Origin of the sequence: Dyadobacter sp. CY327 (assembly GCF_021390415.1) — a bacterium.
GTDB classification, from domain to species: domain Bacteria; phylum Bacteroidota; class Bacteroidia; order Cytophagales; family Spirosomataceae; genus Dyadobacter; species Dyadobacter chenhuakuii.
In genome coordinates, this window is sequence record NZ_JAJUXJ010000008.1 from 270155 (window position 1) to 283418 (window position 13264).

Here is a 13264-nt window from a genome sequence, read left to right on the forward strand (position 1 = left end):
ATTAACGTTTCGAGAACTGGAAACGCTTACGAGCCTTAGCGCGACCGTATTTCTTACGTTCAACCATACGAGGGTCACGGGTAAGGAATCCTTCTTTTTTCAACGCGCCACGGAATTCTCCGTTGTATTCGCAAAGTGCGCGGGAAACAGCCATACGGATTGCTTCCGCCTGTCCTGAAATTCCACCGCCTCTTACATTTACTTTAAGATCATAACCATTGCCTCCGCTGATCACAGCAAAAGGTTGCTGAAGAACGATCTGGTGAACTTCAAATGGAAAGTATTCTTTGTAATCGCGACCGTTTACTTTGATATCTCCTTTACCGGGCGTCATATAAATACGGGCCACGGCTGTTTTTCTTCTACCTATTGTGTTGATAACTTCCATGAATTACAACTGGATTTCTTTTGGTTGCTGAGCGCTGTGCGGGTGTGTTGCATCAGCATAAACAAACAGATTTGTGAATAAACGACGTCCCAAACGGTTCTTTGGAAGCATGCCTCTTACGGCTTTCTCGATTACACGACCTGGGTGTTTTTCGAGCAACTCACGAGGAGTTTGAAAACGCTGACCTCCTGGGTAACCCGTATGACGAACATAAATTTTGTCGGTCATTTTCTTACCTGTCAACTTGATTTTATCGGCGTTGATAATGATAACATTATCACCACAGTCCACATGAGGAGTGTAATTTGCCTTGTGCTTGCCTCTGATAATTTTCGCAACTTCACTTGCCAAACGGCCTAAAATTGCATCCTGAGCATCCACAACAACCCACTCCTTGTTCACTGTGTTTTTGTTCGCCGAGATGGTTTTGTAGCTTAACGTATCCACGATTAACAAAAATTTAATTGATTTTCAATAAATTACACTGTAACAAGACAGTCCCATCGCAAAATGGGAGTGCAAATATAGAGTTTAACAAATTGAATAACAAGTATGTTTGTGAAATTTCACCGGCCATGAGGATTCAAGGCCGCTTTGATGCTAATACATCTCTTAATGTTGCAGCGGAAAACTCAGCGCAGCATACGGCATGCCATAGTTTTGTGAAACACGGCGTTGCTTGTTGTCGAGGAACACCTTGCGGTCATCTGCCTTATGCGTGTGATACGCAATATGCCCGTATAAGTATCCGATTTTAAGCCCGATTCCCCTGGTCAGATAGATGCGTGCGTATGCCTCAGACTGCCCGTTATAGTTATCTAAAAATAAAGGCGCAGCATTGAAAATAACCGGCGAGGTTGATAACCATTGATTGTAATTAGGTGCGCCAACACCCGGCGTTGTCGTGGTTTTTTCATAAAAAGCCTTTCTTTTTGATCCAAAAGATGCTCCTATAAGGTCTGTATTAACGCCGAGATCGATTTTCCAGAATCGCAGGTTTGCCCCAACCACAAAGCTTAACCCATTGGCAGATACTTTTCTGTATTCCAGGTAATCCTGCGGAGAGCCGGTTTTTGTATATAAATTGGTCCGGTTGGCATAATAACCCCATGCTCTTATCCCCAGCCCAAGCCGGAACCACGGAACGCGGTTCAGCCCTATCTGCTCATAATATAATACAGAGGGTGCCCAGGATTTATCATCGCTGAAACCGGTGCCAACGTCGATAACCGCACTGATCTGTGATTGGCCTTGGCCATAAACCTGAACGGTGCCGAGGGCTGCTGAAATCGCTGCGAAAAAGCAGAAAAGCTTCATTCTGAACATTTTAAAAAATTTTAGTGTGAGAAACTTATTTTAATCAAATTTACCTGGATCCAAATATAGTTTACTGCATTTGAAGAATTGCGATATTGCGCCTTTCCCAATCCTAAACCTCATAAGTAATCATTCAGATGAAAAGTACTTTTTCAAAACATTATGCGACGGCCTTGCTGGCTTTCGCCCTCTCGCTGCAAATCAGCTTTGCGCAGGCTCCTGAGAACCTTTCATTCCGGCCGCTCTTCAATGGCAAAAACCTCGACGGTTGGATTGATGTAAACACGTCGAAGGAAACCTGGAAAGTAAAAAACGGAACATTGATCTGTTCCGGTAAGCCCATAGGCGTGATGCGGTCCGACAAGCAGTATGAAAATTTTATCCTGGAAGTGGAGTGGAAACATATGGAAGCAGGCGGCAATTCGGGCATTTTCGTATGGAGCGAAGGCACGCCGCAGGAAAATGACCCGCTGACCAAAGCGATTGAGGTCCAAATGCTGGAACTGGATTACGCGCCCCAGCACAATGCGACAGAAGATTACGTGCACGGCGAGCTGTTCCCGACCATGGGTATGACAGCCATTCCGGATAACCCCCGCGGCATCAGAAGCAAATCCCTCGAAAAGCGCTGTAAAGGCAAAGGCGAGTGGAATAAATATGTGGTGGTGTGTGTAGACGGGACTGTGAAGCTTTCTGTTAATGGCAAGTTTGTCAATGGTTTGCGGAACTCTGAAAGAAAACGCGGCTACATTTGCCTCGAAGCCGAGGGCGCTGAAATCCATTTCCGTAACATGCGCATCATGGAATTGCCCGACGGCATTACCAGCGCAGCACAAACCGCCCCGCTAGTCAACTGATTTGTGAAATTAACTTTATGCCATATCTTAGGCGGATATAACGTTTTGTGAATGAAAATCTCTTTCGTTGGTTCCGGAAACGTGGCCTGGCACCTTGCCCAGGCCTTTGAAGATGCCGGTCACTGGATTTGTGAAGTATATAGCCGCGACACCCAAAAAGCCCGTCAACTGGCTTCCTACCTGTATGATACCAACATTCAGCCGGACCTTAATTTTGCTGAAAGTGAAGCTGACCTCATCGTGATAGCCGTTTCCGATGATGCTCTGGAAAGTGTGATCGAACGCATCGTGCTCCCCGAAGGCGTAATGCTGGTCCACACCTCAGGAACCAGATCATTAGCAGAATTCCAGAACCTGGTCGAGATTTACAGCGACGTATATGTGCATACCGGTGTCTTTTACCCGCTTCAAACCTTCACAAAAGGATTGGAAATGGACTACAAAGAACTTCCATTTTGTATTGAATCAAAAAACGAACTGATTGAGAATAAGCTCATTCAATTGGCGCAGAGCGTGAGTGACAATGTGAGCCGCATGGATTCCGATGAGCGCTTTATCCTGCATGTTGCAGCCGTATTTGCCAGCAATTTCACCAATTATCTCCTCACCGTTTCCCAAAATATGCTCGAAAGGGAACAGTTGAATTTTGATTTACTAAAACCCCTTATCCAGACCACCATTCACAAAGCACTGCTTTCCAATGATCCTTCACTGGGCCAGACCGGGCCGGCAAGGCGTGGCGACTGGAAAACGACCAACCGGCATTTGGAATATTTGCAGGAAACCAATGAGGATTGGACGGAGATTTACAGGCTGCTGACGGATAAAATCAGGAACTTCTACATTTCAAAATAATAGGGACCCGTGCTGTCTCCTGAAAAGTTAGGCTATATTTGCGGGATTCATTATTCGGATTTTTCATGAATGCAGCACTAATAGACCGCTTTAAACGCATTACGACCTTTATTTTCGACATCGACGGCGTCATGACAGACGGCAGCGTGATTGCGCTGGAAAGCGGAGAACAGCCTCGGAGTTTTAATGTAAAGGACGGTTACGGCATCAATCGCGCGATTAAGATGGGTTACCGGGTGGCTATTATTTCTGCACAAAATCAAATGGGTGTCCGCAAACGGCTTGAATATCTGGGCGTATCGGACATTTTCATCGGAACTTCACCGGATGGGAAGTTGCCGATTTTTAAAAAATATCTTGCAGAAACCAATCTCACAGAAGACGAGATTGTGTTCATGGGCGACGATCTGCCCGATTATGAAGTGATGCGGACCAATGTGCTAAGCGCCTGCCCGGCAGATTCGGTGGATGAAATCCTCGCATTATCCGACTATATATCTCCTAAAAACGGCGGTCACGGCGCAGTACGCGACCTGATCGAACAAGTAATGAAGGCTCAGGGCAAATGGATGGCTTGGTTTCAATAATCTTTAACAGCAGAAATCAGGCTTAACTAAGTGGAAAAAAAGCGTTACTTCCCAAATCTCAACGGAATCCGGTGCATTGCGGCCATGCTGGTGGTTTTTCACCATTTGGAGCAGGCCAAACATGCTTTGGGAATTGCCAATATTTACGAGCTTCCCATTATTCAGCATGCTGGCAGGCTTGGCGTTGGCCTTTTCTTCGTGCTTAGCGGCTTTTTGATCACTTATTTATTATTGGAAGAGCGCGGGCGTTTTGGTGATGTGGATACTAAAAAGTTCTACTTGCGACGGGTCTTCCGGATCTGGCCCATTTACTTCCTCATTATAGGCCTCTCTTTTTTCGTTTTCCCGCACATTGAGTTGCTAAGCTTTCCCGGGACCGACGAGAAAATCACGATTCACGCCGCCGAGCGGTTAACATTGCTGCTTTTGGTTTTACCCAATTTCGCTTTCGTGCTGTATGACTTGCCTTACTGGTGCGCTCAAACTTGGTCCATCGGTGTAGAGGAGCAGTTTTACTATCTGTGGCCCTGGCTGATCAAATATCCTAAAAAGCGTATTCCGATCATCTTCCTTTTCCTGGGCATTACGGCAGCAATCCTGTTCATAGGCTTGCATTATGTGAATGTTGATGAGGAAACGAAAAGCACGATGATTTCAACTTTTCTGGGCCAATTCCGGATCCAGACGATGGCTTTGGGTGGGTTGTGCGCCTGGCTGGTTTACAAGCAAAAAATGAACGTCCTGCAAGTGGTTTTCAGAAAAGATCTTCAAATTATCGTCTATACACTGCTGATCGCCCTGTTCCTTTCCGGAATCCATTTTTACGGCTTTCTTGAAGTTTACGCCCTTTTCTTTGCCTTTTTTATTCTGAATGTTTCCTGTAATCCAAACACGATAGTCAGTCTGAACAATGGTGTGATGAATCATTTGGGTAAAATCTCTTATGGACTTTACTTATATCACGTAGCTGTGATTGTGTTCATTATCAATGTTTTGAACAAATATCTACCCGATTGGAACGGCACATCTTACCACATTGGCCTGTATGTGTTGACTTTCGTAGGATCGGTTGCAGTGGCGTCGCTTTCTTACTCTTACTTCGAAAAACCGTTGTTAGCCTACAAAGACAAGCGCTTCGGGAGATAATCTCAATTCCTATCAGGCAATTCCGACATGGTGTAGAATTTCAAATTTTGTCTGGCTGCTTCCTTTAATATTTTTTCGAGAAATGGGACATGAAAGCCGTATTCGCCATTTTGCGGCTTTCCATATAAAGGCTCGTGTCCGAATAACATTAAAGCCGTGTTATCATTTTTCGCTTTTTCCAGCGCTTCTTGCATTTCCGGGTCGGTTAATCCAGAGTCTTCGTCGATTAGCAGCGCATCCACAATGCGTTCATTATCAAAATTATAGTAAATCCAGGGCATCAGTCGTGGCGCCAGGGCATACATTTGAAAACCCATAATTTTTCTTCTGGATATGGCCACGTCGCGTAGGATCTTAAAGCCGCTGGCTAGCAACACAGAGTCAACCCGGGCGTTATGGTTCCCGCCGGGATGTGCATAGGAAGTGGGTTTAAAGCCTGCTTCGGCCATATGTGCAAGGCCGGGTGCCAGTTCTATATTTTTATAATTAACCGGGCCTGTCGCAATCAATTCTGTTGATTTACCATGAATTGTGCCGTGAAAACCGATCTCATGACCGTCGGCCTGCAACGTTTTTAGTTTAGCAATTTCATCGGTTGTCAGGCTGTCGGGACAGGTTATGAAAAAGGTGACTTTCGCATTGTATTTCCGGAACATCGGCCGCAATGCAAACCACTCGTTGATAAAATGATCGTCAAAAGAGATTGCGACCCCCGCCTTTTCATGCGTTTCAGCGTCTCGCCGACAATCCGTCATGCTGATTCCGACACAAAGAAAAATGCATTTTAGGAGGCAATGACGCAGGAATGTTGCAGTTGAATATTTCAAATCTTACCGGATGAAATGTTATTTTCGCTAAATTAATCACACAAAATGAAAATCCTCCACACCGCCGACTGGCACATTGGTAAAAAGCTCGACAATTATTCCAGGCTCGAAGAACAACGGCTCGTGCTGGCAGAAATTTGTGAGATCGCCGAAGCCGAGCAGGTCGATGCGGTTGTCGTAGCAGGAGATTTGTTTGATAATTTCAATCCTTCTTCGGAAGCCACAGAGCTATTATACAGCACATTACACCGTCTCTCCGCCAACGGGAGCCGTGCTGTGATCGCCATTGCAGGCAACCACGATTCCCCGGAACGCATCCAAGTCCCGGACGCATTGGCGAAAGTTTGCGGGATCATTTTTGTTGGTTTTCCAAACACCGAAATCTCGCAATTCTGCACGCAGGCGAAGGTTGACATTCTTCGGACTGCGAAAGGATTTGTTGAAATTGAGCTTCCTAATGCCCGTTTCCCGTTAAGAATTCTGCACACGCCTTATGCGAACGAGCAGCGTTTGAAGACTTTTTTGGGTGTAGAAGATTCAGAAGAAGCGCTTCGCGTCCATTTGCAACAACATTGGCAGGAACTGGCAGACAAGTATCTGGATGATGCCGGGTTCAATTTACTCATAACCCATTTGTTCGTCATGAAAAAAGGCGAACCGGTGCCCGAGGAGCCTGAGGAGGAGCGCCCTATTCTGCACATTGGTGACGCACAAGCCATTTACACCGAAAATTTCCCAGACAAAATACATTACATTGCCCTCGGACATTTGCACCGTTACCAGGTTATTGATAAAACACCAGCGCCCGCCATCTATTCCAGCAGCCCGCTCGCATACAGCTTTTCGGAAGCGAACCAAACCAAATATGTGGTCCTGATAGAAGCAGAAGCCGGAAAGCTCGTTTCCTACCGCCCGATCGAGCTCACCAAAGGCAAAAAACTACGCAGAAGAAGCTTTAACGACATTGACAAAGCCATCGAATGGCTCGGCGAGCACAGTGAAGACCTCATTGAACTTACCATCGTTTCCGACAATTACCTGGAAGCCACCGACAAAAAACGCCTGAACGAAGCCCATCCCGGCATCATCCAGATCATCCCCCAAATCAAAAAAAGCGAACTCGCAACCACTACTTCCGAAATCGACCTTTCCCTAAGCATGGAAAAGCTCTTCCAGGAATACTTCAAAACCAAAAACAAAGGCCAGGAACCCTCGGATGGCTTAATGGCGGTTTTCAGGGAGGTTTTAGGGACTGAGGAGGAAAACTGATTTATGGGAAAAGCTTGTTTCCTGAGATAATAGCCTGCTCTATGCGTTGCTGAATCTTCGAAATTGGCAGCTTAACCTTCAATTTCGGTGGATCCATTTCGGGATCTATATCATAGAAATAGGATAACGATTTCAATGCAATTAACGGGTTCATGTGTGGATACTTTGTTTCAAAAAATGAAATAATTTCATTCAGCGAAAAGTGTTCGAGCAGAAAGTAAATGTCCACAAAGTCTTTCAGTCGCTTGCCGGAATTTATAATGGCATTCACTTTCATAGCTGCGATATCTTCCAAACCTAACAAAGTAATTCCTTCTTCTATTTGGGGCTGTTTTATCAATGTATAATCATGGCGAATGAAATCGGTCTTGATGTTATCGATAAAGGTGAAGAGGTTATTTGTACTCTTTTGATAGGCAACTTCTACTTTGAAGGATTCGCGTAGCAACTCGATTAATTCACTTGTTTCAAATGTTACATTCGTAAACAGGTCGATATCGATGGAATTTCGGTGTCCGATTTGTAATGCGAGGGAAGTGCCTCCAACCAGATAAAAATTTTTCAACTCAGGAATAGCCTGGATTCGCTGAATCAGCTTAAACGTATCCGGATGAATTACGAAAGGGTCTTTATACAACATTCACAAAGTCAGAGTTAATGAATAATCTGGAAAAGCGCTTGTCCTTTTCATCTATTTGAGATGACCATTCAATCGTCTCCAAAATTTGACTTTTGGAATAGAACCTGATCATTTCCCGCCAGTTGTCCAGATTCCCCCGTTCTAAAACCCGCTCAATTACAATTTTATACGATTTTTTAAAATCGAAACTATCGTGATCAAATTCCCAAAGGAGCCTTGATGGAATATTTGGTTTGTTAGTGTTCTGCATATTGTTTGAAGGCAATAAGTAAATTTACATTAATTCAAATAACTGGCAATTCTCCCGCTTCACAAACAAAAAAAGCGACAAGTCATCCGCAGATCACTTGTCGCTCACGATAAATTTCAGAAGCCTGAATTAGCTCGCTCTTCTCAGCTTTGCTTCGATGGTTTGCTGGGTATGAGGAACGATTCTTAATCTTTCCTTAGGAATCAGCTTGCCGGTGTCGATGCAGATGCCGTATGTGCCGTTTTTGATGCGGACCAGGGCATTTTCAAGCTGGATCGAGTATTTCTGCAATCTGGCAGCCAACTGGCTCAGGTTCTCACGTTCGCTGGCGTCGGCGCCGTCTTCTACAAGCTTGGCCGAACCAGCAGTGATTTCCGTACCACTGTCGTTCTTCTTACTTAAACCTCCCTTGATATAATTAAGCTCACTCATTGTCGCTTCGAGTTTTCCGCGAATGAGTTCTTCAAATTCCCTCAACTCTTCCTCCGAATATCTTGTGCGTTCTTCTTGCATAACGAGAAATGGCTTTGTCTTTTTCTTTAACTTCTTATTTGTAAAGCACCGACTTTACTGCTTCCACCACACGCTTAACGCTAGGCAGGATTTCTTCGATCAATGTTGGTGCGTATGGAAGCGGCACATCGCGGTTGGTTACGCGGATCACCGGTGCATCCATGTAATCAAATGCATGACGCTGAATGTGATAAGTGATTTCTGTTGAGATAGATGCAAGCGGCCAGGCCTCTTCCACAACCACACAGCGGTTTGTTTTCTTAACAGATTCAATAACCGCAGGATAATCGATAGGACGAACGGTTCTCAAATCAACCACTTCCACGTCAATGCCCTCTTTTTCCAATTGCAAAACGGCTGGCATCACAACGCGGGGGATCATTTTACCAAAAGAAACAATGGTAACATCCTTGCCCTGACGTTTCACATCTGCTTTACCCAGCGGGATCAGGTATTCTTCCTCCGGAACCTGCATTTTATCACCGTACATTACTTCCGATTCCATGAAGATCACCGGGTTGTTGTCGCGGATAGACGATTTCAAAAGTCCTTTCGCATCATATGGGTTCGAAGGAACCACCACTTTCAGACCGGGCGTGTTAGCAAACCAGTTTTCAAAGTTCTGCGAGTGCTGCGCCCCCAATTGTCCCGCGTTACCGGTTGGTCCACGGAAAACGATCGGGCAGCCATACTGGCCGGCAGACATGGAAAGAATTTTCGCTGCGCTGTTGATGATCTGGTCGATCGCAACAAGAGAGAAGTTGAAAGTCATAAATTCAACGATCGGGCGAAGTCCGTTTCCGGCAGCTCCTACTGCGATCCCGGCAAAGCCAAGCTCAGCAATAGGCGTATCGATCACGCGCTCGGGACCGAATTCGTCCAACATTCCCTGACTTGCTTTATAGGCACCGTTGTATTCTGCAACTTCCTCTCCCATTAAAAAAATACTCTTGTCAAGGCGCATCTCTTCCGACATGGCGTCGCGAATGGCATCTCTGAATGCTAATTCTTTCATTCGTAATTTTATAATTATTTAATTCTTAGAAGAAACCATTGCCAATCCATGCGATGTGCAGGATTTTAAACTGCTTGGTTACATTAAAAGACGTTTTGTATACTTATTTCAAAATGATGTGTAAAATTAGAGAAATGAGGCCAATTCTCAAATTCTTTATATTAACTATTCTTCACACGGGAATTACATCCACTTCCACTTTCAGCGTGTGTTTTCCATAACTGAAAATGATGCCCTTCAATGGTGGCACGTCGCTGTAATCGCGGCCCCAGGCGGTGACAATGTGACGTTCACCGGGAACAATGTTATTCGTCGGGTCAAAATCGCACCAGCCGAAGTCGGGAATGTACACCGAGATCCAGGCATGCGACGCATCCGAGCCTTGTAATTTCTGCTTTCCGGGCGGCGGCAGCGTTTCCAGATAGCCGCTCACATAGCGTGCAGCAAAGCCGAAACCCCGGATGCAGGCAATGGCCAGATGCGAAAAATCCTGGCAAACACCCTTTTTAGCTGCAATAACATCCTTAATAGGCGTGTGTACAGTCGTAAAATCCGGAACAAAATCGAATTCATGGAAAATCTTGGCGCAAAGCGCTTCCACACAAGCATATAGCGGCATTCCTTCCTGAAAACAATCTTTTGCAAAATTCCGCACCTCCTGATCCCATTTGATCATCGGGCTCGGCAGCATGTATTCGAGCAGCGAAATTTTCAGCGCCCGGTCGCCCAGGAGTTGCTGCCGCGCAGCTTCGCAGGAGATTTCGGAGGGCAAAAACAAAGACCCGGTTTCCTCGGTAAGCCGCTCCACCATGGCTGTTGTGAGTACGGTAAGCGTTTTGTGCGGGGAATGCAGGGAGAAATAATGGGTTGTATTTCCGTAAAAATCCTTCCGGTCGATGATCTGCGAAGGTTCGGGGGAAATTTGAATGTCGAAATTCTGGCACAGCTGATTCGGCAGCGAGCGCGGCGCGAGGCACACCAGACTATGGTAATTATTGACCGCCTCCGCGTATTTATATTCCGTTTTGTGGATCAGCTTATATTTCATCCGTATCGTAATCCATCGGATCGTAAAATGAATGATGCATGAAAGTGTGGCTGAAATACATGTTTGTAAGGCTCACCGAAACGGAGCTGATGAGCTTGGATACTTCCGAAAGGAGGTTGAACAATTCCCGTCTTTCCAATCCCACATTGCATTTGCTCAAATCGCTCACATCCGCCAGCTTGACCAATGTGGCCGCCTTCAAAACAAATTTCTGCGCTTCATTAAGCCTCTCGCTACGGGTCGTAACGGGCAGCTTGCTAATGTTGTTTTTCAGCTCATCGAGCATATAAACCAGCGAGTAAGGCAATGTTTTTTCCAACAAAACCATATCCAGCATCGCTTCCACGCTCAAATGCGACTTATAGATCTGCCGGTAATTTACCAGCAAATGATGGTTGATCAATGTCGCCTCGATCAGCTCATTTTCAACACCAGGTGTGTTTTTTACACCAAAATTAGATTGGATAACACTGATCCGCGACAGGATGCGCTCGATCAGCTTGCCTGTTTCGAGGAGCAAAAAGCTGTTGTCGCGCGGCATACTTTCTGCTATCACGCCCAAAAACGTGAACATATTATTGAACAATCCATCCAGAGTTTTCTGAATGTTATTGTTATGCATCGACGACGCATTGCGGATCTCATGATAACCATTATCAATCAAATCCACGATCCGCCAGATCTCCTGGTCCCACTGGTTCCGCACCGCTCCAACAGCATTCAGAAATGCACCGATATTGGCTGCAATGGTGCCTGGACGGCTGGTATTGGAAATCAGGTCAATGATCTCAGTATAAGGATCTGACATTAAATCCTCCTCTTCCAGAAAACCCGGATAAGTGGAAGACAAATGTGTGAGTGATTGCAGCAGGATCTTAATGTGCTCCTGCTTGGCCGAGCCGCCGAAATTCCTGTCCAGGTTAAGCACATTGATTGTAATGTTCATAAACTTGATCACCGCCATCGTCCGCTCGCAATAACGCCCGATCCAGAACAGATTTTCCGCGCTGCGGCTGGGGAGCGAGACGTGCTTGTTAACCGAGATCGGTGAGGTCAGAACGATCTTTTCCTGAATGTCTTCCGTTTTATCCGACACAATCCAGGTGTCCTTCGACAACCCGCCATACTGGTTTGAAATCACAAAACGGTCCTTAACCGGTGAGCTCCGCGTCAGTCCGCCTTGCATCACGTGGTAACCACTTTCATCTGCTACCATAAATGCCCTTAATGCAGCATAACGCGGCTCAATGTTGCCATTGATGAGGGACGGCGTTGTGGATAAGCTCACTTCCTGCTGCGCGATAAACTCGTGCGGCCGCTGAATGATCATTTTTTTCAGCTCGTCCTTTTCAGCAAAAGTCAGCAGCCTCCCGTAAATCGACCTGAATTTCGTTTTGCGATTTGCTTTCTTAATGATCAGCTCATCCATGTGTTCCAGCACGTAATTGAGCTCTTTCACATGCCCGCACCACCAGGTGGCCACGGAGGGCATAATCAGTTTTTCACCTAAAAAATAATTGGAAATATTGCCCATAAAGGCATGAAACGCATGATTTTCCAGAACACTCGTTCCCGGCGGGTTCAAAACCTGCACATTACCAAGCCTGATGGCCTGCAATAATCCGGGAACGCCCAAACGGGAATCTTCGCGTAACTCGAGCGGATCACACCAGTCGTCGTCGATACGGCGGATGATCACGTCCACTTTTTGCAAACCATCAATGGATTTCAACCAAACGCAGCCATTCCGCACGAGCAGATCGTCGCCCTGCGCGAGTGTATAACCCAGGTAGGAAGCCAGATAAGCGTGCTCGAAATAGGCTTCGTTATTTGGCCCCGGCGTGAGATAAACAATGTTCGGCGCGTCTTTTCTTTTATCCGATAATTTTAAAACTGTGTTTTGTAGACTATTAAAAAAAGGCGACAGCTTGCTAACATACATTCCCTCAGCCAGTTCGGGAAGCAGCTTGCTCATTACCACACGGTTTTCCAATGTATAACCCGACCCGGACGGAGCCTGCGTGCGGTTGTCCACAATCCACATCTGCCCATCGGGCCCGCGCGACATATCGGCCGCGTACATGGTTAGCTGATTATTGCCCGGCACTTTTATGTCAATGCACGGGCGGAAAAAGCCGGTGTTGTCAAAAACGAGTTCTGCCGGGATAATGCCGTCTTTCACCAGGTTTCTGGGTCCGTAAAGGTCTTTCAGGATCAGATCCATCAGGATTGCGCGCTGCTGCAAGCCTTTTGCAATGCCGTTCCATTCTTTTTGTTCAATTAAAAAAGGGATAGGGTCCAGCTGCCAGGGACGGTTAAGGCCGTCGGGCGTGCCGTACACATTATAAGTCACCCCGTTTTCCCGGAGCTTGCTGATGATTTCCTGGTTCCGGATTTTCAGTTCATCCATGCCCAGCCTTTCCAGCTGAGAAAATAGCGCTTTCCAGTACGGCTTTACCTTCCCGTTCAAATCCAGCACTTCGTCATAAGAAGTGAGTCCGTTTTGATAGGATTGTAAAAGATCCACAGGAGCCTCGGTAAGCATAATGTAG

The 13264-nt window shown here is 46.0% G+C and carries 15 protein-coding genes; 5 read left to right on the forward strand and 10 right to left on the reverse strand.

Going from position 1 to position 13264, the window contains the following annotated elements:
• Position 1: 1 nt before the first annotated feature.
• The 3 genes from rpsI to LZG74_RS24070 form a co-directional block, all read right to left on the reverse strand.
• The gene (rpsI, locus tag LZG74_RS24060; RefSeq protein ID WP_026631735.1) at positions 2–388 is read right to left on the reverse strand and encodes a 30S ribosomal protein S9; all 387 of its coding nucleotides are present in this window, start codon (positions 386–388) and stop codon (positions 2–4) included.
• A gap of 3 nt (positions 389–391) precedes the next feature.
• A complete protein-coding gene (gene rplM, locus LZG74_RS24065) occupies positions 392–835 on the reverse strand; it encodes a 50S ribosomal protein L13 (protein ID WP_026631734.1) in 444 nt (147 codons plus the stop codon).
• A 165-nt stretch (positions 836–1000) separates the two neighbouring features.
• Complete coding sequence (locus tag LZG74_RS24070) at positions 1001–1705, reverse strand: hypothetical protein (RefSeq protein ID WP_233799028.1); 705 nt, start codon at positions 1703–1705, stop codon at positions 1001–1003.
• Between the two features lie 137 nt (positions 1706–1842).
• On the opposite strand from LZG74_RS24070, the gene LZG74_RS24075 reads away from it, so the two are divergent.
• The 4 genes from LZG74_RS24075 (at position 1843) to LZG74_RS24090 (ending at position 5150) form a co-directional block, all read left to right on the forward strand.
• Positions 1843–2562 (forward strand): DUF1080 domain-containing protein, encoded by a 720-nt coding sequence (locus LZG74_RS24075; protein WP_233799029.1) that lies wholly within the window; start codon positions 1843–1845, stop codon positions 2560–2562.
• A 51-nt stretch (positions 2563–2613) separates the two neighbouring features.
• A complete protein-coding gene (locus LZG74_RS24080) occupies positions 2614–3417 on the forward strand; it encodes a Rossmann-like and DUF2520 domain-containing protein (protein ID WP_233799030.1) in 804 nt (267 codons plus the stop codon).
• A gap of 65 nt (positions 3418–3482) precedes the next feature.
• Complete coding sequence (locus tag LZG74_RS24085) at positions 3483–4004, forward strand: HAD family hydrolase (RefSeq protein ID WP_233799031.1); 522 nt, start codon at positions 3483–3485, stop codon at positions 4002–4004.
• Positions 4005–4034: 30 nt separating this feature from the next.
• The gene (locus tag LZG74_RS24090) at positions 4035–5150 is read left to right on the forward strand and encodes an acyltransferase (protein ID WP_233799032.1); all 1116 of its coding nucleotides are present in this window, start codon (positions 4035–4037) and stop codon (positions 5148–5150) included.
• Positions 5151–5152: 2 nt separating this feature from the next.
• Here LZG74_RS24090 and LZG74_RS24095 read toward each other — a convergent pair whose 3' ends face one another.
• Positions 5153–5905, reverse strand: coding sequence for a polysaccharide deacetylase family protein (locus tag LZG74_RS24095; protein WP_233799033.1), 753 nt, complete (start codon positions 5903–5905; stop codon positions 5153–5155).
• 117 nt (positions 5906–6022) lie between these two features.
• Between LZG74_RS24095 and LZG74_RS24100 the strand changes: the two genes are divergently transcribed.
• Positions 6023–7246 (forward strand): exonuclease subunit SbcD, encoded by a 1224-nt coding sequence (locus LZG74_RS24100; protein ID WP_233799034.1) that lies wholly within the window; start codon positions 6023–6025, stop codon positions 7244–7246.
• A 1-nt stretch (position 7247) separates the two neighbouring features.
• Here the strand turns inward: LZG74_RS24100 and LZG74_RS24105 are convergent, their stop codons facing one another.
• The 6 genes from LZG74_RS24105 to LZG74_RS24130 form a co-directional block, all read right to left on the reverse strand.
• The gene (locus LZG74_RS24105; protein ID WP_233799035.1) at positions 7248–7886 is read right to left on the reverse strand and encodes a nucleotidyl transferase AbiEii/AbiGii toxin family protein; all 639 of its coding nucleotides are present in this window, start codon (positions 7884–7886) and stop codon (positions 7248–7250) included.
• Positions 7876–8136, reverse strand: coding sequence for a DUF6922 domain-containing protein (locus LZG74_RS24110; protein ID WP_233799036.1), 261 nt, complete (start codon positions 8134–8136; stop codon positions 7876–7878). Before LZG74_RS24110 ends, LZG74_RS24105 begins: the two co-directional genes overlap by 11 nt.
• Positions 8137–8265: 129 nt before the next feature.
• Positions 8266–8649 (reverse strand): TraR/DksA C4-type zinc finger protein, encoded by a 384-nt coding sequence (locus tag LZG74_RS24115; RefSeq protein ID WP_026631728.1) that lies wholly within the window; start codon positions 8647–8649, stop codon positions 8266–8268.
• Between the two features lie 34 nt (positions 8650–8683).
• Entirely contained in the window at positions 8684–9664 is a 981-nt protein-coding gene (locus tag LZG74_RS24120; protein ID WP_026631727.1) for a pyruvate dehydrogenase complex E1 component subunit beta, read from the reverse strand.
• Positions 9665–9836: 172 nt separating this feature from the next.
• Positions 9837–10712: a transglutaminase family protein gene (locus LZG74_RS24125; RefSeq protein WP_233799037.1), complete on the reverse strand. Its 876-nt coding sequence runs from the start codon at positions 10710–10712 to the stop codon at positions 9837–9839.
• Positions 10702–13257: a circularly permuted type 2 ATP-grasp protein gene (locus LZG74_RS24130; RefSeq protein ID WP_233799038.1), complete on the reverse strand. Its 2556-nt coding sequence runs from the start codon at positions 13255–13257 to the stop codon at positions 10702–10704. The genes LZG74_RS24125 and LZG74_RS24130 overlap by 11 nt, the downstream gene beginning before the upstream one ends.
• Positions 13258–13264: the final 7 nt, after the last annotated feature.

Coding starts and splice junctions, on each gene's coding strand:
- rpsI (WP_026631735.1), bottom strand. CDS start 388: ATGGAAGTTATCAACACAATAGGTAGAAGAAAAACAGCCGTGGCCCGT.
- LZG74_RS24070 (WP_233799028.1), bottom strand. CDS start 1,705: ATGAAGCTTTTCTGCTTTTTCGCAGCGATTTCAGCAGCCCTCGGCACC.
- LZG74_RS24125 (WP_233799037.1), bottom strand. CDS start 10,712: ATGAAATATAAGCTGATCCACAAAACGGAATATAAATACGCGGAGGCG.
- LZG74_RS24095 (WP_233799033.1), bottom strand. CDS start 5,905: ATGACGGATTGTCGGCGAGACGCTGAAACGCATGAAAAGGCGGGGGTC.
- LZG74_RS24130 (WP_233799038.1), bottom strand. CDS start 13,257: ATGCTTACCGAGGCTCCTGTGGATCTTTTACAATCCTATCAAAACGGA.
- LZG74_RS24115 (WP_026631728.1), bottom strand. CDS start 8,649: ATGCAAGAAGAACGCACAAGATATTCGGAGGAAGAGTTGAGGGAATTT.
- LZG74_RS24080 (WP_233799030.1), top strand. CDS start 2,614: ATGAAAATCTCTTTCGTTGGTTCCGGAAACGTGGCCTGGCACCTTGCC.
- LZG74_RS24075 (WP_233799029.1), top strand. CDS start 1,843: ATGAAAAGTACTTTTTCAAAACATTATGCGACGGCCTTGCTGGCTTTC.
- LZG74_RS24085 (WP_233799031.1), top strand. CDS start 3,483: ATGAATGCAGCACTAATAGACCGCTTTAAACGCATTACGACCTTTATT.
- LZG74_RS24120 (WP_026631727.1), bottom strand. CDS start 9,664: ATGAAAGAATTAGCATTCAGAGATGCCATTCGCGACGCCATGTCGGAA.
- LZG74_RS24100 (WP_233799034.1), top strand. CDS start 6,023: ATGAAAATCCTCCACACCGCCGACTGGCACATTGGTAAAAAGCTCGAC.
- LZG74_RS24110 (WP_233799036.1), bottom strand. CDS start 8,136: ATGCAGAACACTAACAAACCAAATATTCCATCAAGGCTCCTTTGGGAA.
- LZG74_RS24105 (WP_233799035.1), bottom strand. CDS start 7,886: ATGTTGTATAAAGACCCTTTCGTAATTCATCCGGATACGTTTAAGCTG.